The sequence below is a fragment of the Austwickia sp. genome, assembly GCA_016699675.1.
Classification (GTDB): Bacteria; Actinomycetota; Actinomycetes; order Actinomycetales; family Dermatophilaceae; genus Austwickia.
In genome coordinates this window covers 2,302,846-2,326,810 of record CP064985.1, presented here as the reverse complement: position 1 = coordinate 2,326,810, position 23,965 = coordinate 2,302,846, and the positions used below count along the sequence as shown (strand labels likewise).

The following is a 23,965-nucleotide window of genomic DNA, read 5'->3' as shown; positions in this document are numbered from 1 at the left end:
CCCGACGCGCATGACCCGCCCGACGCCCATGTCCCGCTTGACCCGCGTGACCACCTCGCCCGCCGCCCGCCTGAGCACCCCCGCGCTGGCGATCACCGCCGCCCTGGCGCTGTCGGCGTGCACCTCCAACGCACCGTCGGCGACGAACGCCGCCGCCACCTCCGGCGCCGCGAGTGGACAGCTCACCGTCAGCTCGACCGACACCGCCTGCACGGTCTCGGCGGCCACCGCGCCGTCGGGGACGGTGGTCTTCCGCGTGACCAACGACGGCGCGAAGGTGACCGAGTTCTACCTGCTCGCCGAGGACGGGCTCCGGATCGTCGGCGAGGTGGAGAACATCGGGCCCGGCCTGACCCGGGATCTCGTGCTGCGGGCGGCGCCGGGGAAGTACTTCACGGCCTGCAAGCCCGGGATGGTCGGCGACGGCATCCGCGCGGCGTTCACGGTCACCGATTCCGGGAAGGACATCGGGCCGGCCGGGGCGGACAAGGAGCTGGTGGACGCGGCGAACGCGCAGTACGCCTCGTACGTCAAGGACCAGACCGAACAGCTGAAGGCGCAGACGGCGCGGTTCGTGAAGCTCTACACGGCGGGCCAGGACGAGGCGGCGCGGGCCCTCTACCCGCGGGCCCGCCAGCATTGGGAGCGCATCGAGCCGGTCGCCGAGTCGTTCGGGGACCTCGATCCGCGGATGGACCTGCGCGAGGCCGACCTGGAGAAGGGTCAGAACTGGACCGGCTGGCACGTCATGGAGAAGGACCTGTGGCCGCCGAAGACCGGCTACACCGCGCTCACCCCCGCGCGGCGGGCCACCCTGGCCGACCAGCTCACGAAGGACACGGACGAGCTGTATCAGCGCACGCGCACGATCACCTTCACCGCCGACCAGATCGGCAACGGCGCCAAGTCGCTGCTCGACGAGGTCGCCACCGGAAAGGTGACGGGTGAGGAGGAGATCTGGAGCCACACCGACCTCTACGACTTCCAGGCCAACGTCGACGGCGCCCGGGTCGCCTGGGAGGGCCTGCGGCCGCTGCTGAAGAAGAAGGACGCCACGCTCGACAGCCAGCTGCAGCTGCGCTTCTCGGCGCTGCAGAAGCTGCTGGACCAGCACAAGCAGGGCGACGGCTTCGTCGGCTACGACGCCCTCGACAAGACCCAGGTCAAGGCGCTGGCCGACGCGGTCAACGCCCTGTCCGAGCCGCTGAGCAAGCTCACGGCGGCGGTGCTGGCGTGAGCGCTGGCGGCGGGGTCAGCCGGCGGGGACTGCTGTCCCTGGCCGGAGCCGGGGCGGCGCTCGGGGCGGCGGGGTTCGCGGGGGGCAGGGCGAGCGCGGCCGGTGGGCCGCTGGCGCCCGGGGGCGCCGGGTCGTCCGGCGGTGCGGGGTCCGGCGGTGCGGGGTCGCCTGGGGGTACGCCGAGCGGGGCGGGCCCAGGGCCCACGACGTACCCCTGTCACGGCGACCACCAGGCGGGCATCGTCACGCCGGCGCAGGACCGGTTGCACTTTGCCGCGTTCGACCTGACGACGACGTCGCGCGAGGATCTGATCGCGCTGCTGCGGGCGTGGACCGCGGCGGCCGCGGAGATGACCGCCGGACGGCCCGTCGGGAGCGCCCCGACCAGCTACGACGCGCCGCCGAACGACACCGGCGAGGCCGACGGGCTGCCCGCGAGCCGGCTGACGCTGACGTTCGGGTTCGGGCCGTCGCTGTTCCGGGACGGGGCGGGGCGGGACCGGTTCGGGCTGGCCGGGCGGCAGCCCAAGGCCCTGCAGCGGCTGCCGCATTTCCCGGCCGACAAGCTGGACCCCGCGCGCAGCGACGGCGACCTGTGCGTTCAGGCCTGCGCCGACGACCCGCAGGTGGCGGTGCACGCGGTGCGCAACCTGGCGCGGATCGCGTTCGGGACGGCGGCGCTGCGGTGGAGCCAGCTCGGCTTCGGGCGGACGTCGTCCACGTCGACTGCGCAGGCCACGCCGCGAAACCTGTTCGGGTTCAAGGACGGCACCGCCAACGTCAAGGCCGAGGACGCCGACCTGCTGCGCGACCACGTGTGGGTGGCGCGCGGGGATGATGCGGGCGCGGACTGGCTGGCCGGGGGGTCCTATCTGGTGGCGCGGCGCATCGCGATGAACATCGAGACCTGGGACCGGGCCTCGCTGCGCGAGCAGGAGACGATCGTGGGCCGCGACCGGCCGCAGGGGGCGCCGCTGTCGGGTGGGGACGAGTTCACCGCGCCTGAGTTCGGTCGGCTGGGGCGCGGGGACGCGCCGCTGATCGCCGAGCGCTCGCACGTGCGGCTGGCTCATCCGACGCAGAACGGCGGGGCCCGCCTGCTGCGCCGCGGCTACAACTACACGGACGGCAGCGACGGGCTCGGCCGCATGGACGCCGGGCTGTTCTTCGTGTGTTACGTGCGGAACCCTTTGACGCAGTACGTGCCCATGCAGAACCGGCTGTCGCGTGACGACCTGATGATGGAATACCTGCAGCACCGCGCGTCGGCGCTGTTCGCCGTGCCGCCCGGGGTGCGCGACGGCGGCTACGTGGGCGAGGCGTTGTTCGCTTGAGTCCGGTCGCGTGAGCTGGTCGCTGGAGGCCGGAGCCGTCAGGCGGTCTGCGCCTGACTGGGGCGTTATGCGTGCCAGGGAACGCATAACGCCCCAGTCACATCGGCCACTCGGCCTCAGGGGCAGGCCACCAGCGGAGCGCAGCGGCGGCGCCGCGCGTCGACGTACGCCTCCGGCTTCGCCACTCGCACCGCACCGCCGGCGAGCGGCAGGCTGAACCGGAACGTCGTGCCGCCGCCTCGGCGCGGTTCGGCGCAGATCGTGCCCCCGTGCCGCTCGATGACCTGGCGGCAGATGGCCAGGCCGAGGCCGGTGCCGGGGTACGCCCCGACGTGCTCCGGGACGCGGTGGAACGGCTCGAAGATCCGCTGCTCCTGACCTGCGGGGATCCCGACGCCACGGTCCTGCACGAGGATCGTGGCGCGGCCGTCGCCGCGGTCGTAAGCGCGGATCTCGACCTCGGCGAGGTGGCCGGGCGCGCGGTACTTGGCCGCATTGCCCAGCAGGTTGTCCAGCACGCGGGACAGGAGCCGCTCGTCGGCCTGCACCCAGACGTCGGCCTCGACGCGGACGTCCAGCGCCGGGGCGCCCGGCTCACCGGCGCGGGCGGCGGCGGCGCGCTCGACGTACTCCTGCAGGTACACCGGCCGCACCGCCAGGTCCCCGTCGCCGGCGAGGGAGTAATCGGCGACGTCGCGCAGCAGCTGGGCGGCGCGATCGCCGCTGCGGGCGATGGCGGCCATCATCTGCGCGGCCCCGTCCGTGTCCCCGTCGACCAGGGCGCTCGCGGCCAGCTCGCTCGACAGTTGGATCCCGGAGAGCGGGTTGCGCAGATCGTGGGCAACGGTGCGGGCGAAGTAGCGCAGGCCGTCGGTACGCCGTCGCTCACCCGTGACGTCTTGCAGGAAGACCACCGCCCCCGCCCGGCCGGCGTGACGCATCGGGAAGGCGCGCAGCGACAGGATGCGGCCCTCGCCGCTCGAACTGGGCAGGGTTACGTCGACCACGCACGCCCGGCCCTCGTCGAGGACGGGGGCAAGCCGGTCGAGGCCGTCGAGCCGGTCGAGACTGTCGAGCCGGTCGAGACCGTCGAGCCGGTCGAGGCCGTCGACCGGGACCAAGCCGTCGCCCGATGCCGCAAAGCCCGTGCCCGATCCGGCGGCGAGGAGCCCCGCGACCGACGTCCCGCACTGCGCCGCCAACGTCTTCGCGGCGTCGTTAGCCAGGACGACGTTGCGGTGGACGTCGAGGGTGACGACCGCGTCCTGGGTGGCCGCGATGACGGTGCTGAGCAGCCGCGCCTCCTCGACGGCCTCGCGGGTCCGCGCCGTCACCTGCGCCAGGAGGGCGGCGCGCTCCTCGCGGGCGCGGACCAGCGTCAGGGAGACGCCCACGAACACGAGGACAACGGTGTTCGCGGTGAGGGTCTGGTCGGCGAGACCACCGACGGCGAACGGGCCGGTTCCTTCCGGGGCCGAACGCAGCGCCAGGACGAGGGCGGCCACGACGTACGACGCGGTTCCCCGCACGGTCAGCGTGGAGGCCGCCCACACCAGGAGCGGGATCAACAGGTAGAGGCGCTGGTCGGCGAGGACCTCGACGACGCCGACGACGGCGGTGGCGGCCAGCAGCGGGACGATGCGCACGACGCGGGTCGTGCTGAGGGCGCGGGTGCTGCGCTCCAGGAGCGCGGGGCCGAGCAGGACCGGGCCCACGATGCCCGCCGTCGCCTTCGCCGCCCAGGCCAGCCAGACGACGGGGGGCAGGTCCGGCTGGGCGATCACCGCGGTCAGGCCCAGCGCCGGCAGCACGGCGACGAAGCCGGTGACCAGCAGCCGCCAGACCCCCGCCACCGCACCGCCCCGGCGGGGGCGAAGGAGGCGGCGCCACGTCAGCACGGTGGTGCCAGCGAGGATGAGGGCGACGGGCCCGTGCTGCCAGGCCGTGCCCGCGGGTTGTCCGGTGGCGATCAGCAGGCAGGGGCCGGCCAGCAGGATGATCGCGACGGCGGTCCACGCCGTACGGTCCGGGCGTCGCCGGGTCCCGCCGGCGTAGGTCGACAGCCAGAGCGCCGCCACCCCCGGCGCCGGATCGACGAGGAAGGACGCGACGCCGCGGGGCGTGATGGCGAGGGCGGCGCAGAGGGCGAGGACGTACGCCGTCGCGGCGGCCAGCACGAAGGCCCAGGGCGCCGCGTCCCGCACGCGGTCGAGGTCACGAGGCCACGGCGTGACCGTGCTCGTCCCCGCCGCACCGGTCGGACTGATCGCCCACATCGTGGCCCCCTTCGACGTACCTCGCCGTGAGCGTCCCCAACCACGTACTCCGGCAAGGCTACTCGCGCCCTGCCGACTTCATCGGCTGAAATGACATCGGTGTGAGTCTCACCGGGTACGGATTGGTCGACGGGCGCCTGCGGAGCCGCGGTGCCGCTAGCCATCGCGAGTCTGGACGCACCCGAACCCTGACACCGCGTCGGGCCGTTGTGCAGCACCAGGGCCACCAGCGCGCCGAGCAACATGATCGCGGCCGCGACGAGATCGGCGGCGTGCATGCCCACGACGTACGCCTCGCGGGCCGCCCGCAGCAGCGGCTCCCCCTGCGCCCCCAGCTGAGCCGCCACCACGGTGGCCTCGCCGATGGTGCGGGCGGCGGCATCGATCACCCCCGCGGGAAGACTCCCCAGGTCGGGCGCGGCGTGGAGTCGGTCGGCGTACCGGGCGGACATCACGCTGCCCAGCACCGCCATGCCCACGGCACCGCCCAGCTCCGCCGCGGTCTCGACGAGGGCCGCCACCGATCCGGCCCGGTCGGCCGGCGCCACGCTCACGGCGTAGTCGGTCACCAGGGTCGCGACGGCGACCGTGCCGACGGCGACGAGACCGGCCGCCGACAGGACGAGAGCCAGGGAGGAGTCGCTGCCGGTCGTACGCATCGCCACGAACCCCGCGCCCGCCAGCAGGCACCCGAGCGCCATGACGATCGGCCGGCCGAGGGCGCGAGACAGGAGCGCGGATCCGGGGGCGGCGAGCCCGACGCCGACGGACGGCGCGAGGCTCCACAGCGCCGCGGACAAGACCGACATGCCGAGCACCGACTGCAGGTAGGCGGTCATGAGCACGGCATTGCCCATCACCCCAAACATGGCGATGACCTGCAACAGGAGGGTCGCCGGGAACGCGGGACGGCGCAGCAGCGACAGGTCGACCATCGGTGCCGCGACCCGCGATTCGCGGCGGACGAAGAGCGTGAGGGCGCCGACCCCGACCGCGAGCCAGGGCAGGTGTCCGGTCGGCGACCAACCTTGCGTGGTGGCCGACTTCAGCACGTGGACCAGGGGCAGGATCCCCGCCAGCAGCAGCGCCGACCCGGCCAGATCGACGCTCGACCGGGGCGCCCGGGATTCGGGCAGCAGCCGCGGGCCGAGGACGAGGAGCAGGGCCACCACGGGCAGGTTGACCACGAACACCGAACCCCACCAGTAACGCTCGAGCAAGACCCCGGCGAGGACCGGGCCCAGCCCCACGCCGCCCGACATCACCCCGGACCAGATCCCGACCGCGAGCGCCCGCTGCCGCTCGTCCCGGAACAGCGTGCGGACCAGCGCAAGCGTGCTGGGCATCAGGGTGGCGCCGCCCACGCCGAGGAGCGCCCGGGCGGCGATCAGGGCGGCGGCGGTGGGCGCGTACGCCGCAGCGAGCGAGGCCACGGCGTACAGCGTCGCGCCCCCCAACAGCACGCGGCGCCGCCCGAGGCTGTCCGCGAGCGACCCCATCGTGATGAGGAGACCCGCGAGGACGAACCCATAGATGTCGAAGATCCAGAGCAGCTCGGTGGCGCTCGGGCGCAGGTCGGCGGCCAGGTGCGGCGCCGCGAAGAACAGGATCGAGGTGTCCATCGTGACCACCAGCAGGACGAGGCAGAGCACCGCGAGGCCGGCCCAGGCGCGCCGGTCGGCGGGGGCGGGCGGGGTGGCGGGGCCGGATGTGGTGGTTGCGGCGACTGGCGCCGGCGGGGTTGGCGGGTGGTCCGCGGGGGTGGGCTGGGACGGGTTTTCGGTGGCGCGAGTCATCGCGTGGCCTTTCTGCGTACGTCGTATTCTGTGTATGACAGACGCAGAGTAGGTCGGCAACTGTGTACGTGGCAAGCCTTTTGATAGAGTTCCAGGTCATGATTGATGACCCCGTTCCCGAGGACCGGGCGGCGACGCGCCTCCCGCGCTACCTCCAGCTGCTCTGGGAGCGGGAAACGCCGGGTCGCCGCGGCCCCCGCCCCGGCAAGACCATCCACGAGATCGGCGCCGCCGCCGTCGCCATCGCCGACGCGCACGGCCTGGACGCCGTCTCGATGAAGAGCGTCGCCGCGCGGATCGGGCTCACCCCGATGTCGCTCTACCGGTACGTCGACGGCAAGGACGAGCTCATCGCCGTGATGCGCGACATCGCCATGGGCCCGCCGGACTATGCGCGCCCGGGCTCGGGCTGGCGGGACGGGCTGACGGCGTGGGTGCGCGCCGCGACCAACGTACGGTTGGCCCATCCCTGGCTGGTCGAGGCCGACACCGGCGCCCCCCCGCTGACCCCGAACGTGTTGTCCTGGACCGACGCCGGGCTCGCCGAGCTCGCGGACACCCCGCTGACCAGCCAACAGCGGTTCTCGACGCTGCTGGCCGTGGACAGCTGGGCGCACCAGCACGTGCAGCAGTCGTTGCAGATGGGGCTGCTCGGGGAGACCGATCCGGACAGCCCCGCGGGACGGTACACGCAGGACATCGGCCTTCTTGTCGATCCCGCGCGGCTGCCCCACCTGGCCCGCGAGCAGCGCCTGGTCACCGACGACGCGCCGTTCTTTGAGGAGGAGTTCGCGTTCGGGCTGGCCCTCCTACTCGACGGGCTCGCCGCGCTCATCGAAAGGCGGTCGGCGGGGTGATCACCGGCGGCCCGGGTCCGGTTATCCGAGTCAACCGAGGCGACGCGTCAGGCCAGGTCGCCGGGGCCGCCGATCACGAGCGCCGAAGTCATCGCGGGTCCTGACTGCAGCGCTTGCGACCCTAGCCGGGCCGACCGACAACGCTCGACGAGATTTCCGCGCGGCGGTCAATTGATGCGGCACCAGTAAGTCACGGTGGCGCCCCCCAGCTTCACGACCGCTCACGACCTGGGCAAAGGGTGCCACGGCACCCTTTGCCCAGGTCACGAACGGTCACTCCCACCCTGGTGACGACCGATCTCTGGCGCACGGGGCGGGCGCCGGGCCCAGGAACCGACCCCTATCCGATCCCCGTGGCGCGGACTAGCCTGAGCGGCATCGAAGGGAGTCGCGATGCCCGCCAACCCGATTCCGAAGGTTCTCCGCCGCGCTGAGGATCGGCTGCGGCTCATCCCCCGCCAGCCGCGAAGAGCCCGCCGCCCGGAGCCACCGACCGACTGGTTCGGCGACGACGGCACGGCCGGCGTCCGGGAGCCCCGCCGCCCGAAGCCCCACCCGCCGGGCCTGGCAGCCAGGGCGTTGCCACCGGCCCCCGCCGAGTTGCTCGACCTGGTCGCAGTCTAGGTCTGCGCCCGGGCTCGTCAGATGCCCTCGTAGCGGCGCTCGCGGTTGCGGTAAGCGCTGACGGTTCGGGCTTCAACCGCAACGGTGAGCGTTACCCGCAACCGTCAGGGCGACAACCACAACCGTGAGCCCTACCCGCGACCGTGAGGACGGGAATCACCACGAGCGCGCGGCCGAGCGGGCGGTGCGCCACGTCGCCCGGCTTGGCTGCGTGGCTGGAGCTAGTGGGCCAGGGCCGCCGGGATCGTCGCGCGGTTGGCCGCCGACAACTCGGCGACCGGGATCTCGAATTCCCCTGCCACGGACACCGTTTCGCCGCCCGTCTCGCCGACGGCGACGCACGGTACGCCGTGCTCGGCGGCCAAGGCCCACACCTCGTGGACGAGCTCGGGCCGTACGGCGAGCAGGGCGCGCGCCCCGGACTCGGCGTACAACGCCTCGAACATCCCGACCCCCGCACCCGGCGCGCAGTCGGCGACCAGCTCGTGCAGCGAGAGCCGCGCGCCGACGCCGTGCCGCATCGCGCCCTCAGCCACCGCCACCGCGAGCCCGCCGTCGGACAGGTCGTGCGCCGCCGCGAAGAGCCCCCGCCCGGCGCCCTCGACCAGCACCGCCGCCAGCGCCCGCTCACCAGCCAGGTCCACCCGGGGCGGCAACCCGCCAAGGTGCCCGTGGCACACCGATGCCCACGCCGACCCGCCGAACTCCGCCCGCGTCGCCCCGAGCAGCAGCAGCGCCAACCCCGACTCGCGCCAAGCCGACGGCGTCCGCCGCGCCACGTCGTCGATGACCCCCAGCACCCCGACCACCGGCGTCGGGTGGATGGCCACGTCCCCGGTCTGGTTGTAGAACGACACGTTCCCGCCGGTCACCGGGATGCCCAGCTCGCCGCACCCCTCCGCCAGCCCGCGGACGGCCTGCTCGAACTGCCACATCACGCCCGGATCCTCGGGCGATCCGAAGTTCAGGCAGTCGGTCACGGCCAACGGCCGCGCCCCGGCGGTGGCGACGTTACGGTGCGCCTCCGCGAGCGCGAGCTGCGCCCCGGCGTACGGGTCGAGCTTGCAGTACCGCCCGTTGCAGTCCGTCGCCAGCGCCACCCCGCGCCCGGTCGTCTCGTCGATGCGGATGACGCCCGCGTCGTCGGGCTGCGCCAGCGCCGTGTTGCCCTGCACGTAGCGGTCGTACTGGTCGGTGATCCAGCGCTTGTCCGCCAGATCCGGCGAACCGACCAACGCCCGCAGCACCTCCGCCAGCTCCGCGTCGCCGGCCGGCCGCGACAGGCCGGCGGCATCCACCGAATTGGCCTGCAGCTCATCGAGATACGCCGGCCGAGCGATCGGCCGCTGGTAGACCGGTCCGTCGTGCGCCACCGAGCGCGGCGGCACGTCCACGATGATCTCGCCGCGGTAGAACACCCGCAGCCGCTCCCCCGCGACGACCTCGCCGCACACCGTCGCCTCGATGTCCCACTTCCCGCAGATGGCCAGGAACTCCTCGAGCCGCGAAGGTTCGACGACCGCCATCATCCGCTCCTGAGACTCGCTCATCAGGATCTCTTCGGGCGCCAACGTGGGGTCGCGCAGCGGTACGTCGTCCAGCCACACGTCCATCCCGCCGTCGCCGGCGCTGGCCAGCTCGGACCACGCGCACGACAGGCCGGCCGCCCCGAGATCCTGGATCCCGTCGACCACGCCCGCGGCGTAGAGCTCCAGGCAGCACTCGATCAGGATCTTCTCCTTGAACGGGTCCCCGACCTGGACCGACGGCCGCTTCGTCGGCCCGTCCGCGTCGAACGTCGCCGACGCGAGCACCGACGCCCCGCCGATCCCGTCGCCGCCGGTGCGCGCCCCGAAGAGCACCACCTTGTTGCCCGTGCCGCTCGCGTGCGCCTTGTGGATGTCCTCGATCCGCATCTTGCCCACGCACAGCGCGTTGACCAGCGGGTTCCCCTGATAGCACGGGTCGAAGACGACCTCGCCGCCGATGTTGGGCAGCCCGAGGCAGTTGCCGTAGCCGCCGATTCCGGCCACGACCCCCGGCAGCACCCGATGCGTGTCGGGGTGATCGAGTGCGCCGAACCGCAGCGGGTCCATCACCGCGACCGGCCGCGCGCCCATCGCCATGATGTCGCGCACGATGCCGCCGATGCCTGTGGCCGCGCCCTGGTAGGGCTCGACGTACGACGGGTGGTTGTGCGACTCGATCTTGAACGTGACGGCCCAGCCGTCGCCGATGTCCACGACCCCGGCGTTCTCGCCGATGCCGACCAGCATCTTGGCCCGCATCTCGTCGGTGAGGTTCTCGGCGAAGTGCCGGAAGTGCACCTTGGAGGACTTGTAGCTGCAGTGCTCGGACCACATCACCGAGTACATCGCCAGCTCGCCACCGGTCGGCCGGCGCCCGAGGATCTCGCGAATCCGCGCGTACTCCTCGTCGTTGACGCCGAGTTCGCGGTGCGGCAGCTCCCGGTCCGGGGTGCGCCGCGCGTTCTCGACGGTGTCGAGCTGGGTGGACGTCGGGGCGGCGATGATCGTCGCCTGCTGGTCGGTCACGGGTTCATTCTCCACATGAGGGTCGAGGTTGCGGCGGGTGTGTCGTGCTCGGGCCGTACGCCGGGCGGTCGCGAGCGATCACCGGGCACGCGGTCAGGCCGCCACGAGCGTGTGCAGGATCGAGGTGAAGAAGGGCACGCCGTCCGTCGACGGACCGAACAGCGGGTCGATGCAGTGCTCGGGGTGCGGCATCAGTCCCACCACGTTGCCGCGGTCGTTGCAGATCCCGGCGATGTCGGCGTAGCTGCCGTTGGGGTTGCCCCCGACGTACCGGAACACCACTCGCCCCTCACCCTCGATCCGCGCGATCGTCTCGGGGTCCGCGACGAAGCAGCCCTCCCCGTTCTTGAGGACGATCGTGATCTCCTGGCCCGCCGCGAAGTCCCGGGTCCAGGCCGTCTCGGCGTTCTCCACCCGCAGCCGCTGGTCGAGACACAGGAACTGGCGCCCTGCGTTGCGGGACAGCGCCCCCGGCAGCAGGTGCGATTCGCAGAGCACCTGGAACCCGTTGCAGATCCCCAGCACGGGAAGCCCACCCTGCGCGGCGGCCACGATCGGCGCCAGCACCGGCGCGAACCGCGCGATCGCCCCGGCCCGCAGGTAGTCCCCGTAGCTGAACCCGCCCGGGAGGACGACCGCATCGACGCCGTGCAGGTCGGCGTCGGCATGCCAGAGCGGCACCCCTTCGCCGCCCGCAGCGCGCACCGCGCGCAGCGCGTCCTGATCGTCGAGCGTCCCCGGGAAGGTGACGACGCCGATCCGCATCAGTCGTCGTCCTCGTCGCCGTGGTAGGCGCCGGTGCCGGGCAGCGCGTCGAAGTCCTCGATGGAGACGGGGCGCCGGTACGCCGGGACGGGCGTCGATTCACGACGGACGTCACCCTCTGCCACGTGGTCGTTGGCGCCCCAGTGGTCGGGCAGCTCGTCGTCGTCCCAGTCGTACCCCGCCAGCGTCGCGGCCGACGGGAGCTGCTCAGGGGCGTCGTCGGCCCGCACGGACACGACGTCCTCGATCACCGGGTTGGACAGCAGCACCTCGGCCGCCTTCCGCGCCGCGTCCAGCACTTCCGGCGTCACGGCTCCGTCGACCTCCAACGCGAACCGCTTGCCCTGGCGGACGGCGGTGAACTGGCCGAACCCGAGGCGGGGCAGCGCGCCGGCGACCGCCTGGCCCTGCGGGTCGAGGATCTCCGGCTTGAGCATCACGTCCACGACGACGGTTCCCATGTTGGCGTCTCCTGTGGGGGCGGGGTGGGTTGAGCCCCAGCCTACTGGCGCGGGACACGGCCCGACGGTCCTCGCGCCCAGCGGGCTGCCGGTCAGCCTGCCGTGTCACGATGTGCGGCGTGACCACCGACGACGTGCCGCAGAGCGCGGCTTTGGCACACCCCACCTCGGCGCCCGGCGACACGGCCGGTCATCGGCCCGGCCCGGTGGCTCCGCTGATGCTGGCCGCCCTCGGGGTCGTGTTCGGCGACATCGGCGCGAGCCCGCTGTACTCCCTGCAGACCGTCTTCAGCATCGACCACAACGCGGTCGACGCCACCCCCGACGACGTGTACGGCGTGATCTCGCTGGTCTTCTGGTCCGTGACCACGATCGTCAGCGTCAAATACGTCAGCCTCGTCATGCGCGCCGACAACGGAGGCGAGGGCGGCATCCTGGCGCTGACAGCGCTCCTGCGCGGCTCGTTCCGCCGGCCCGGTCGGCGTACGTCATCACGCTGCTCGGCGTCATCGGCGCCGCGCTGTTCTACGGCGATTCGGTCATCACCCCGGCGATCTCGGTGATGTCGGCCGTCGAGGGCCTCGGGGTCGCCAACCCCGCGCTGGAGGAGTTCGTCCTGCCCGTCTCGGTGGTGATCCTCAGCGTGCTCTTCTTCGTGCAGCGCTTCGGAACGCAGGTGGTCGGCAAGGCATTCGGGCCGGTCATGGCCCTGTGGTTCCTCACCATCGCCGCGCTCGGCGTGCCGCAGATCATCGCGCACCCGCAGATCCTGACCGCGCTGCTGCCCACCAAGGCGCTGGCGTTCGCAATCGACCGGCCGGTCGTCGGGTTCATCGCGATGGGCGCCGTCGTCCTATCGATCACCGGCGCCGAGGCGCTGTACGCCGACATGGGGCACTTCGGCGCCAAGCCGATCCGGCTGGCCTGGTTCGCGCTGGTGTTCCCCTGCCTCACGCTCAACTACCTCGGCCAGGGCGCGCAGATCCTCGCCGATCCGCGCACCAAGGACAACCCCTTCTTCCACCTCGCGCCCGACTGGGCCATCATGCCGCTCGTCGTCCTGGCCACCCTGGCCACGGTGATCGCGTCGCAGTCGGTGATCTCCGGCGCCTTCTCGGTCTCCAACCAGGCCGTCCACATGAGCCTGCTGCCCCGGCTGACCGTCCGGCACACCTCGAAACACGAAGGCGGCCAGATCTACGTCCCCACGATCAACTGGCTGCTCTACTTCGGCGTGTTGCTGCTCATTGCCGGATTCCAGAGCTCGGCCGCGCTGGCCAACGCGTACGGCCTCGCGGTGACCGGCACCTTGATCCTGACCACGGTGCTGTTCCTCGGCCTCGCGGACAAGGTGTGGCACTGGCCGATGTGGCTGTTGGTGCTGATCATGGTGGTCGTCGGCGGGCTGGAGGGCTCGTTCTTCGCCGCCAACCTCACGAAGATCCTGCACGGCGGGTGGCTGCCCGTCGTCATCGCGGTGGGCATCGTCTTCCTCATGACCACCTGGCTGCGGGGCCGGTCGCTGGTGGCTGAACGCCGCAGCGAGATCGAAGGGCCGCTGCGGCCCTGGATCGAGAAGCTTCGCGACCGGGACATCCAGCGGGTCCCCGGCACCGCGGTCTTCCTGCACGCCAACCCCGACACGGTCCCGCTCGCCCTCAAGGAGAATCTGCGGTTCAACCAGATCCTGCACGAGCAGATCGCCATCGTCACCGTGGTGGTGCAGAACATCCCCCACGTCAGGCACGTCGACCGGGTCAGCTTCGACGACCTGGGCTACACCGACGACGGCATCTGCCACGTCCAGATCAGGCTGGGCTTCAACGACTCCCAGGACGTGCCGGTGGGCTTGTCGTGGGGCAAGGGCAAGAGCGAGCACTTCGACATCGACGCGGACACCGCGCGCTACTTCGTCTCGGTGCTCCGCATCAACGCCACGCACGCGCGGGGCCTGCGCGGCTGGCGGCACAAGATCTTCGTGTGGCTGACCCACAACGAGGGTGACCGCACGGTCTCGTTCCACCTGCCCCCGAGCCGGACCGCGGTCATGGGCGGCTCGCTGTCGATCTGATCAGCAGGCCGTCTGATCAGCTGGTGAAGCGTCGGCCGGTGAGGGCCTCGTACGCCGCGACGTACGTCTCCCGCGTCCGCGCCACGACCTCCTCCGGCAGCGGCGGCGGCGCGTCCCCGGAGCCGCGGTCCCAACCGCTGGCGGGCGAGGTGAGCCAGTCCCGCACGTATTGCTTGTCGTAGCTGCGCTGGGTGCGGCCCGGTTCGTACGCCGCAGCCGGCCAGAACCGCGAGCTGTCCGGGGTGAGCACCTCGTCCGCGAGCAGCAGCTCGCCGTCCTCGGCGACGCCGTACTCCACCTTCGTGTCCGCGATGAGGATCCCGCGCGGCGCCGCGATCTCGCCCGCGCGGGCGAGGATCGCGGTGGTCAACTCGGCGACCTGAGCCGTGCGCTCGGGACCGATCAGCTCGGCCACCTGCGCGGCCGTCATCTGCTCGTCGTGCGCGCCGAGCGGCGCCTTGGAGGTCGGGGTGAAGATCGGGTGGTCGAGCTTGCTGGCCTCCCCGAGCCCGGCGGGCAACGGTACGCCGCAGACGGCGCCCGTGGCCCGGTAATCGGCCAACCCGTTGCCGGTCAGGTAGGCCCGCGCGATGCACTCTACCGGGAGCATGGCCAGCCGCCGGACCAGCAGCGCGCGGCCGGCGACCGACGCGGGCACCTCCGGTCCGTCGGACGCCAGCACATGGTGCCCGACCAGGTCGGCGAGCTGGTCGAACCACCACAGGGACAGCTGGGTGAGGATCGTCCCCTTGTCGGGGATGACGGAGTCGAGCACGAAGTCGTACGCCGAGATCCGGTCGCTCGCCACCAACAGGAGACGGTCCGTGGCCGGCTCGCCGGTGGCGGCATCGAGCGGGGCGTAGAGCTCGCGCACCTTGCCGGAGTAGACGTGGGCGTAGCCGGGGATCTCCGGCGCCTCCGCCGGGCCGTGCGAGGCCGTGCCGGTCATCCGTGGAACCCCTCCGGGACATGGACCAGCCCCTCGTGGGCGGCCAACGCGATGTCGGTGCGGTGGTGGCTCCCGCGCAGGGAGATCCGCTCGACCGCGGCGTACGCCTTCTCCCGCGCCTCGCCCAGGTCCGCGCCGAGCGCGACCACCGACAGCACCCGGCCACCCGCGCTGACGAGCTGGCCGCCGGTGCGGGCCGTGCCGGCGTGCAGGACGTACGCCGTGTCGCCCACATCCTCCAGGCCGCCGATGGGGTCGCCCTTGTGCGGGCCGGCGGGGTAGCCCTTGGCGGCGACGACCACCGTGACGGCGTAGACGTCGCGCCAGGCCAGGGGGGCCAGCTCGCCCAGCCGGCCGGTCGCGGCCGCCATGAGCAGCGCGCCGAGCGGGGAGCGCAGCCGCGCCAAGACGACCTGGGTCTCCGGGTCGCCGAATCGCGCGTTGAACTCGACGACCCGTACGCCGCGCGAGGTGAGCGCCAGGCCGACGTAGAGGATGCCGGCGAACGGCGTACCGCGGTGGCGCATCTCGTCGATCGTGGGCTGCGCGACGCGGCTGACGACCTCCTCGACGAGGCCGGCGGGGGCCCAGTCGAGGGGCGAGTACGCGCCCATGCCGCCGGTGTTGGGGCCCTGGTCGCCGTCGAGGGCGCGCTTGAAGTCCTGGGCGGGCGCGAGGGGAACGACCGTCTCGCCGTCGGTGACGCAGAACAGGGAGACCTCGGGGCCGTCGAGGTATTCCTCGACGACGACGGTGGCCCCTCCACCCCGGTTGAGGCACTGGGCCGCGTGCGCGAGGGCGGTCATGCGGTTGTCGGTCACCACGACGCCCTTGCCGGCGGCGAGACCGTCGTCCTTCACGACGTACGGCGCGCCCAGCGCGTCGAGCGCGTCCGCGACCTGTTCGGCGGAGGTGCACACGTGCGCCAGGGCCGTCGGCACCCCGGCGGCCGCCATGACCTCCTTGGCGAAGGCCTTGCTGCCCTCCAGGCGGGCCGCCGCGGCGGACGGCCCGAAGCAGGCGATGCCACGCTCGCGGATCGCGTCCGCGACCCCGTGGACGAGCGGATCCTCGGGCCCGACCACGACCAGGTCGACGGCGAGGGACGCGGCCAGTCGAGCCACGGCGGGACCGTCCGTCAGCGCCGCCAACGGGTGCAGGGTGGCCTGCGGCGTCATGCCGGGATTGCCGGGCGCGGCGTGGATCTCATCGACATCCGGGTCTTCGGACAGCGCATGGACCAGGGCGTGTTCGCGGGCGCCGGAACCGACGACGAGGACCTTCACGCGGACCACCCTAGCGGCGGACGAGACCGGCCGCGGGCCGCGCTGACGGACTCCAGGGGGTGGTCGGGCGCGGCGGCTCGGGGGTGGTGGAGGCATGCCGGGCCGACGGTGGCCGGGGCGCGGGGCGGACGACGCCGCGGTCGGATGACGCCGTGGTCGGATGACTCGGCGGCAGGGCGCACTGCGGCACTGGTATGGGCGCCGCAGACGCCCCCGAGGAACAGGGGGGTCCTCCCCGGGGTGCGTCCGCGGCCCTCGGCCCGTCAGGGGGGTTCGGGCCGGGGTGTCGGCGAGCTTTCGCTACGTCGCACACGCTCAGCGTCGCAAAAGAAGGGCCCCAGGTAAAGCCGGCAAGGCCGCGCCCGGGAGTTTCTTGGCAATCCAGACCCTATGCAGGGCAACGGGATTCGTATTCCAGGGGGGCGACGGCGAGGCGGGGCCACCGATGCGGGCGACCGACTGTTCGCACACCTGACTCGGGGTGCTGGCGCGGTCACCCCGGCAGGGCGTGCGAATCCGCCCCGATAGACTGACCCACTCAACCGAACGGGCCGTGCGGCACCGCCGGCACGGCACGGACGACAAGGGGTGGGATGGGGTACGTCGAGGCGGACCGGGACGCACTCGCGAACGAGCTCGCCATCGAGCAGGCGCACGTCGACCGGGTCTACGCCGAGCTCGTCACGGCCGGGGAGCGCGCGGCCCTCGTCCAGGAGGACGGGCTGGCCCGCGGGCGCACCGATCGGACGGGCGATGTCCGCGACGAGGAGACCACCGGGCTGTTCGAGCGCGACGCCCTGGTCTACCGGGCGGCGCGGCGGCGGGCCGACCTCGATCGTGAGCACGAGGGGCTCGTGTTCGGTCGGCTGGACCTGCAGCATTCGCCGGAGTCGGGCGGCTCCGGCGGGCGCGGGCCGGCTGGCCGGGAGGTCCGGTACGTCGGCCGCCTCGGCGTCCGCGACGACGACTACGAGCCGCTGGTCATCGACTGGCGCGCCCCCGCCGCGGAGCCGTTCTACCGCGCCACGCCCACGGCACCCATGGGGGTTCTGCGGCGCCGCGTCCTGCGCTGCCGCGGCCAGAAGGTGATCGGCGCCGAGGACGACCTGATGGTCGCCGAGGCACCGGACGACCTGGTGGTACTCGGCGAGGGCGCCCTGCTCGCGGCCCTGGCCCGGAGCCGGTCGGGGCGGATGCGCGACATCGTCGCCACGATCCAGGCGCACCAGGATGAGGCGATCCGGGCTGCGGCCACGGGGGTCGTGGAGATCACGGGTGGGCCCGGCACCGGCAAGACCGTCGTGGCGCTGCACCGTGCGGCGTACCTGCTCTATTCCGACCGGCGCCGCTTCGAACGCGGCGGGGTCCTCGTGGTGGGGCCGAGCGCGGCGTACACGGCGTACATCGAACGCGTCCTGCCCTCCCTCGGTGAGGATTCCGTCGTCTTGCGGTCGGTGGGCGACGTGGTCGACGCGGTCACGGCCACGCGCGTCGATCCCCCGGCGGTCGCCGCGCTCAAGGGCTCGCTGGCCATGCGGCGGGTGTTGGCGCGGGCCGCGCGCGACGTCATCCCGGGCGCCCCGCAGGCCCTGCGGGTCATGGTGACCGGGCGACCGGTGCACCTGGACCGCCGCGCCCTGGACCGGCTCCGCACCCAGGTGCTGCGCCGGCATCACCGCAACTCTTCGCGCGAGGCCATGGCGGCCGCGCTCGCGCAGGCGGCGTGGCGGCAGGTGAACGACGGCGACCGCGACGAGTTCCTCGACGTCTTCGCCGACCACCGCGACGTGGAGCGGTTCCTCGACGAGTGGTGGCGTCCGGTGGACCCGCGCGAGGTGCTGTTGTGGTTGGCGGACGCGGGGCGCACGGGGCGGTACGTGGCCGGGGTGTTCTCGGCCGCCGACGGCAAGGCGCTGGCGGCGTCGTACCGGCTGGCGCTGGACACCGGCACGTGGAGCGTCGCGGACGCGGCCCTGGTGGACGACCTGTCGGCGCGGCTCGGGCTCGTGCCGGAGCGCACGGACGTGGAGCGCGGGTTCTACGAGGTCGAGCTGCTCGACGAGGTGGAGGCCGAGGCGGTGGCGCTGGGGTCGCTGCGCGGCGACGGGGACGGGGCCGGCACGGGCGGCGGTGATCGTGGGCTGGGATATCGCGAGCGTACGGCGGGGGCGGCCGGTCCCGGCGGCGGGCTGGACGCCGAGGGGCGGCGGGACCTGCTGCTCTGGGGCCGGGTGGGCCGCCCGGGCGACTACGCGCACGTGCTGGTCGACGAGGCGCAGGACCTGTCGCCGATGCAGTGGCGGATGCTGGGGCGGCGTGGCCGATCGGCGTCGTGGACCGTGGTCGGGGACGCCGCGCAGGCCTCGTGGGGCGACGCCGCGGAGGCGGCGGTGGCGCGCGACGACGCGTTCGGCCGCAACGCGCGCCGGCAGTTCCACATGGGCACGAACTACCGCAACGCCCGGGAGATCTTCGACTACGCGGCAGCCGTGATCCTGCCGCTGGTTCCCGATGCGGACATCCCCGAGGCGGTGCGCGAGGTGGGTGTGCAGCCCGTCGAGGTGGCCGTCCCGGCGTCGGAGGACGCGGTGGTCGCGGCTTCACGGGAGGCCGTGGCTGCGCTGACGGAGCAGGTCGAGGGGGCGATCGCCGTGATCGCCCCGGCGCGGTGGTCCTCGGCGCTGGCCGGCGTCATGGATGGGGACGCCGGGGGGGCGGGTCGCGTCACGGTGACGGACCCGCTGACCGTGAAGGGGTTGGAGTACGACGCCACGGTGGTCGTCGACCCCGACGAGATCGCGGCGGAGTCGCCGGGCGGGGCGCGGGTGCTGTACGTCGCGCTGACCCGCGCCGCCCACCGCATGCACGTGCTGCGGTGCGAATGAGGCGTGCGCTGCGGTGCCCATGATGCCGACCTTGCGGCGCATCTGACCGTTCGTGACCTGCACTTTGGGTGCCATGGCACCCTTTGCGCTGGTCACGAACGGTCGGCTTGTGGATAACCTCGCGGAGAGGCGGCCCCGGTCGCGCCCTTGACGCCGCGAGCCGCGCCACGGTAGGCCAGGACATCCCCGCTGCCGTCCCGGCGAAAGGCGTTCCCCCGTGACCGATGCCGTGTATTTCACCCCGTTGACCCCGCTGTCCTTCCTCGACCGCTCCGCTCGCGTGTTCCCGGACAAGACGGCGATCGTCTACGGCACCCGGCGTACGACGTACCGTCAGTTCGCGGACGACGCGACCCGGCTCGCGGGGGCCCTCCAGGCGCACGGCATCGGCGCGGGCGACCGCGTCGCGTACCTGCTGCCCAACGTTCCCGAGATGCTCGTCGCGCACTTCGGCGTGCCGCTGGCGGGCGGGGTGCTGCTGGCGCTCAATACGCGGCTGTCGCCGATGGAGATCGGCTACATCCTGGACCACGCCCAGGCGCACGTTCTCGTCGTGGACTCGGGCTTCCTGCCGATCGTGCCGGCCGCCCTGCGGGACGCCCCGGCGGTCGAGCGCGTGGTCGTGCTGGAAGATGACCAGGCCGGCGTGGAGTTCCCGCAGTCCGCGTGGGATGCCTTGGGCGACAAGGCGATGCGCTATGCGGACTTCGTGGCGGCGGGGTCGGACGAGCCGCTGCCGTGGGCGGTCGCGGACGAGATGGCGCCGATCACGCTCAACTACACCTCGGGGACCACGGGCAAGCCGAAGGGCGTCGTCTACCACCACCGCGGCGCGTACCTGAACAGCTTCGGCGAGATCATCCACTCCGCGTTCACGTCGTCGAGCGTCTACCTGTGGACGCTGCCGATGTTCCACTGCAACGGCTGGTGTACGCCGTGGGCCGTGACCGCCGTCGGCGGCACGCACGTCTGTCTGCGCGAGGTGCGCGGCGACGTGATCTGGGGGCTGCTGGACGAACACGGGATCACGCACCTCAACGGCGCGCCGACCGTGATCTCGGCGATCATGGTGGCCCCGCAGCGGCGGGAGCTGAGGTCCCCGGTGTTGGTGACGACGGCCGGCGCGCCGCCGGCGCCGACCACCATCCTGCAGATGGAGCAGATGGGGTTCGGGATCCGGCACGTGTACGGGCTGACCGAGGTCTACGGGCCGTACACGGTGTGCGAGCCGCAGGCCGAGTGGGCCGGGCTGGAGCCGGCCGAGCGGGCGCGGGTCCAGTCGCGGCAGGGCGTCGGGATGATTCAGACCGACCCGGTGCGGGTCGTGGACGCGTCGATGAACGACGTACCGGCCGACGGGAATTCGCTCGGCGAGATCGTGATGCGGGGCAACAACGTGATGCTCGGGTACTACCTGGACGAGGGCGGCACCAGGACGGCTTTCGAGGGCGGCTGGTTCCACTCCGGCGACCTGGGGGTGATGCACCCGGACGGATACATCGAGCTGCGCGACCGCGCCAAGGACGTCGTGATCTCCGGCGGCGAGAACATCTCGACCGTCGAGGTGGAGCAGGCGCTGATGAGCCACCCGGCGGTGTTCGAGGTGGCGGTCGTCGGCGTACCGGACGAGAAGTGGGGCGAGCGGCCCAAGGCGTTCGTGGTGACCCACGAGGGCCAGACCGCGACGGAGGACGAGCTGATCGCGCACGTCAGGGAGCAGATCGCGCACTACAAGGCGCCGCGGGCGATCGAGTTCCTGGCCGAGTTGCCGAAGACGTCGACCGGGAAGATCCAAAAGTTCCAGCTCCGCGAGGTGGAATGGGCCGGGCGGGAAAAGCTGATCCACTAGGCGATCGGCGCAGGACGACCGTCGTTTTCTGCCGCGCGCAGCTGGAGTTATCCACAAGACGACCGTTGGTGACCTGCGCATTTGGTGCCATGGCACCCTTTGCGCAGGTCACGAACGGTCGTGTGCTTCGCCGGCCTGCGCGATCCAGTGCCGGCTGGCGTGTTCGGTGAAGTAGTCACGCCAGGCCGGGTCAATGCGCGGGGCCACCGCGCTGTTCTCGTTGATCGCGAGCGCGACCCGGGCAAGCACCCCGCCCGGGGCGCCGTACAGCTCCTCGGCCCTCACCACGACGAACCGCCACCCCAGAAGGTCGCTCAGCCGCCCCCGCCGTACCTCGTCCGCCGCCTGCTGGGCGGGCAGGAGATGGTGCTTGCCGTCGTACTCCACCGCGACGCGCCGCCGCGGGAACGCCAAGTCCAGCAGGTACGTCGCCCCGGTGAGCGGATCCCGGACCGCATGCTGTACGACGACGTCGCGCAACCCCGCGAAATGCAGCAACACCCGAACCAGGCTCTCGGGGAGAGACCCGGACCCGGGGACGACCAGGTCGAGGGCCTCCTCGAATCGGTGCAGGCGGCCTGGCCGCAGTTCGTACGCCGCGGCGAGATCCGCGCGAGTGAACGCGCCCCCCGCCACGATGCTGTCGAGGAGGCCCACCAGGTACGGAAGGCGCAACGAGGGCGCCAGCTCCAGTCCCACCTGCACCGGATCGGACACCCGGAGTCCGGCCAGCCGCCGTACCCTAGCGTCCTTGCTCCCCCGGTGCACGGCAAACGGAACACCGACCTCCCGACGGCGCCCGGGGAGCACACTGACGTCGATCGCCGCGGAGTCCGGCACGCGCAGGCCCTGGAGTCTCGCGGCGGTGAAATGGCTGATGTACGACCCAGCCGGCGCGATGAGCAGCGCGGTCTGACACCGCGTGAGGAGGCCCCCGGCGTCCAGGGCTGAGGAGTAGAGGTCCTGGTGATAGCGGGCGAGTTCGGGGTCGAGATAGCGCATGGACCCGACCCTGTCCTGACCGCCACGGCCTCGCCGGCCCAGTCGAGGAGGCTGTGTATAACTGGCTGCGAGCCTTGGGTTGGGGATCTTGGCAGCCGCCCGCTTATCCACAGGACGACCGTTCGTGACCTGCACAAAGGGTGCCATGGCACCAAAAGAGCAGGTCACGAACGGTCGTGCGCGCGGTCAGGAGTGAGCGTGTCCGAGTAGCGACGTCAGCGGCCCAGCAGGGTGCGCACCCTTTCCGGGCCGATGCAGAGCAGCAGCGTCGGGATGCGCGGGCCGGTGTCCGTGCCGAGCAGCAACCGGTAGAGCAGCGCGAAGAACGCCCGCTGGTCGGCCTTCACCTCGGGCGGCAGCTTCTTCTCGCCGACATCGAAGCCGGCCTGCCGCTTCGGGATGCCGTAGACCAGGGTGGTCAGCCCGTCGAGCGTCCAGTCGACCTCAAGATCGCCAGCCAGCAGGTCCAGGGCCGCCCGCTGGTGCTCGGTCAGCGCCGCGAGGCCCGCGGCGTCCGGCTCGGCCCGCACGACGGTCCGGTCCTCCGGGTCGGCCTGCGTCGCCACCCACGTCGCGGCGCGGTCCAGCCGCGGCCGGGCGTCGTCCAGCCCCGTGATCCGCGCGTCCATGGCCGCCAAGATCCGCAGCTCCTGATCGGCCACGCCCCCGGTCAAGTCCACCACCGAACAGAGCGCCCGATACGCCAGCGGCACCGGCGTACCGGCCAGCTCCGCCTCCGCGGTGGAGGTCGAGCGCAGGTACGCCGCGTTGTCCCCCGGCTGCCCCTTCCCGCCGCGAACCTTGCGGACGAGTGCGTCCCATTCGTCGTACAGCCGGTGGATCTCGTTGTTGAACGCCACCGTGAAGGCCTGGTTGGGCCGCCGCCGCGCGTACAGCCACCGCAGCACGTGCGGCTCCATGATCGCCAGCGCGTCCGCCGGGGTGGGCACGCCGCCCTTCGACGAACTCATCTTCGCCATGCCGGCGATGCCGACGAACGCGTACATCGGCCCGATCGGCCGCTCCCACCCGAAGATCGGCGCGAGGAACTCCCCGACCGCATAGCTCGATCCCGGGCTCTGGTGGTCCACGCCGCTCGGCTCGAACAGCACCTTCTCGTGGGCCCACCGCATCGGCCAGTCGACCTTCCAGACCAGCTTGCCGCGGTTCTCCCGGGACAGGTCGAGCGCATCCACATGGCCGCACTTCGTGCAGCGGTAGGTCAGCGTGGTGGTGGCGTCGTCGTACGCCGTGACCTGGGTGAAGTCGGTCTCGCAGGCATGGCAGTAAGGCTTGTAGGGGAAGTACGCCGTGCCCTCGCCGGCCCCGTCGTCCTCCTCCGCCGCGCCCGATCCCTCGGCCGCCGCGGCCTCCGCCGCCTCCGCGCTGTCCCCCGCCGTGCTCGGGTCGGCTCCGGTGCTGCCTCCAGCAAGCGGTACGTCGGAAGCGACAAGCGACGGTACGTCGGAGCAAGCATCAGCCCCCTTGGTGCGGTACCGACCCAGGATCTCGTCGATGGCGCCGCGCTCGCGCATCGCGAGCAGCACGGCATCCCGGTAGACCCCGGCGCCGTACTGTTCGGTCTGGCTGATGCCTCGGTACGTCACCCCCAGCTCGGCCAGCGACGCCTCCATCGCGGCCCGGAAGTGGGCCCCCCAGCTCGGGTGGGACGAGCCGCGGGGCGGCGGCACCGACGTCAGCGGCTTGCCCATGTGTTCGGCCCAGGACTCGTCGGCGCCCTCGACGCCGTGCGGCACCTTGCGAAACCGGTCGTAATCGTCCCAGCTCAGCAGGTGTTCGCAGGCCCGGCCCCGGCGCTTGATCTCGTCGGCGACGAAGTGCGGCACCATGATCTCGCGCAGGTTGCCCAAGTGGATCGGCCCGGACGGGGAGATGCCGGAGGCGCACACGATCGTCTCGATCCCGCGGGCGTCGGCGGCCTCGATGACCTCGTCCGCCAGCCGGGTCACCCAGTCCTCGACCGGCCCGGCTGCGGGTCCGGTCACCGCTCCGGTCAC

Annotated in this window: 13 protein-coding genes and 1 pseudogene; 6 read left to right on the top strand and 8 right to left on the bottom strand. The window is 72.4% G+C overall.

Features of this window, described 5'->3' with window-relative positions:
* Positions 1–28 precede the first annotated feature (28 nt).
* Complete coding sequence (locus tag IPK37_10635; protein ID QQS02810.1) at positions 29–1,237, top strand: peptidase M75 family protein; 1,209 nt, start codon at positions 29–31, stop codon at positions 1,235–1,237.
* Complete coding sequence (gene efeB, locus IPK37_10630) at positions 1,234–2,571, top strand: deferrochelatase/peroxidase EfeB (protein ID QQR99501.1); 1,338 nt, start codon at positions 1,234–1,236, stop codon at positions 2,569–2,571. Before IPK37_10635 ends, efeB begins: the two co-directional genes overlap by 4 nt.
* 116 nt (positions 2,572–2,687) lie before the next feature.
* On the opposite strand, the gene IPK37_10625 is transcribed toward efeB, so the two are convergent.
* Positions 2,688–4,847, bottom strand: coding sequence for a hypothetical protein (locus IPK37_10625; GenBank protein ID QQR99500.1), 2,160 nt, complete (start codon positions 4,845–4,847; stop codon positions 2,688–2,690).
* Positions 4,848–6,741: 1,894 nt separating this feature from the next.
* On the opposite strand from IPK37_10625, the gene IPK37_10620 reads away from it, so the two are divergent.
* Positions 6,742–7,500, top strand: coding sequence for a TetR/AcrR family transcriptional regulator C-terminal domain-containing protein (locus IPK37_10620; protein QQR99499.1), 759 nt, complete (start codon positions 6,742–6,744; stop codon positions 7,498–7,500).
* 845 nt (positions 7,501–8,345) lie between these two features.
* On the opposite strand, the gene purL is transcribed toward IPK37_10620, so the two are convergent.
* From purL to purS, 3 genes are all read right to left on the bottom strand, one after another.
* A complete protein-coding gene (gene purL / locus IPK37_10615) occupies positions 8,346–10,658 on the bottom strand; it encodes a phosphoribosylformylglycinamidine synthase subunit PurL (GenBank protein QQS02809.1) in 2,313 nt (770 codons plus the stop codon).
* A gap of 114 nt (positions 10,659–10,772) precedes the next feature.
* Positions 10,773–11,444 carry a phosphoribosylformylglycinamidine synthase subunit PurQ gene (gene purQ, locus IPK37_10610; GenBank protein QQR99498.1) on the bottom strand — a complete coding sequence of 224 codons (672 nt, stop codon included), beginning with the start codon at positions 11,442–11,444 and terminating at the stop codon, positions 10,773–10,775.
* Positions 11,444–11,905, bottom strand: coding sequence for a phosphoribosylformylglycinamidine synthase subunit PurS (gene purS, locus IPK37_10605; protein QQR99497.1), 462 nt, complete (start codon positions 11,903–11,905; stop codon positions 11,444–11,446). Before purS ends, purQ begins: the two co-directional genes overlap by 1 nt.
* A 110-nt stretch (positions 11,906–12,015) precedes the next feature.
* Between purS and IPK37_10600 the strand changes: the two are divergent.
* Positions 12,016–13,976 (top strand): annotated as a pseudogene (locus IPK37_10600) (potassium transporter Kup).
* Positions 13,977–13,992: 16 nt separating this feature from the next.
* On the opposite strand, the gene IPK37_10595 reads toward IPK37_10600, so the two are convergent.
* Both IPK37_10595 and purD read right to left on the bottom strand, forming a co-directional pair.
* On the bottom strand, positions 13,993–14,925 hold the full coding sequence (locus IPK37_10595) for a phosphoribosylaminoimidazolesuccinocarboxamide synthase (protein QQR99496.1): 933 nt from the start codon (positions 14,923–14,925) through the stop codon (positions 13,993–13,995).
* Positions 14,922–16,211, bottom strand: coding sequence for a phosphoribosylamine--glycine ligase (gene purD, locus IPK37_10590; GenBank protein ID QQR99495.1), 1,290 nt, complete (start codon positions 16,209–16,211; stop codon positions 14,922–14,924). Before purD ends, IPK37_10595 begins: the two co-directional genes overlap by 4 nt.
* Before the next feature lie 593 nt (positions 16,212–16,804).
* Between purD and IPK37_10585 the strand changes: the two genes are divergently transcribed.
* Positions 16,805–19,096: a UvrD-helicase domain-containing protein gene (locus tag IPK37_10585; protein ID QQR99494.1), complete on the top strand. Its 2,292-nt coding sequence runs from the start codon at positions 16,805–16,807 to the stop codon at positions 19,094–19,096.
* A 217-nt stretch (positions 19,097–19,313) separates the two neighbouring features.
* Positions 19,314–20,945, top strand: coding sequence for a long-chain-fatty-acid--CoA ligase (locus IPK37_10580; GenBank protein QQR99493.1), 1,632 nt, complete (start codon positions 19,314–19,316; stop codon positions 20,943–20,945).
* A 108-nt stretch (positions 20,946–21,053) separates the two neighbouring features.
* Here IPK37_10580 and IPK37_10575 read toward each other — a convergent pair whose 3' ends face one another.
* Together IPK37_10575 and IPK37_10570 are read right to left on the bottom strand one after the other, a co-directional pair.
* Complete coding sequence (locus IPK37_10575; protein ID QQR99492.1) at positions 21,054–21,947, bottom strand: hypothetical protein; 894 nt, start codon at positions 21,945–21,947, stop codon at positions 21,054–21,056.
* Between the two features lie 215 nt (positions 21,948–22,162).
* Complete coding sequence (locus IPK37_10570) at positions 22,163–23,953, bottom strand: lysine--tRNA ligase (GenBank protein QQR99491.1); 1,791 nt, start codon at positions 23,951–23,953, stop codon at positions 22,163–22,165.
* Positions 23,954–23,965: the final 12 nt, after the last annotated feature.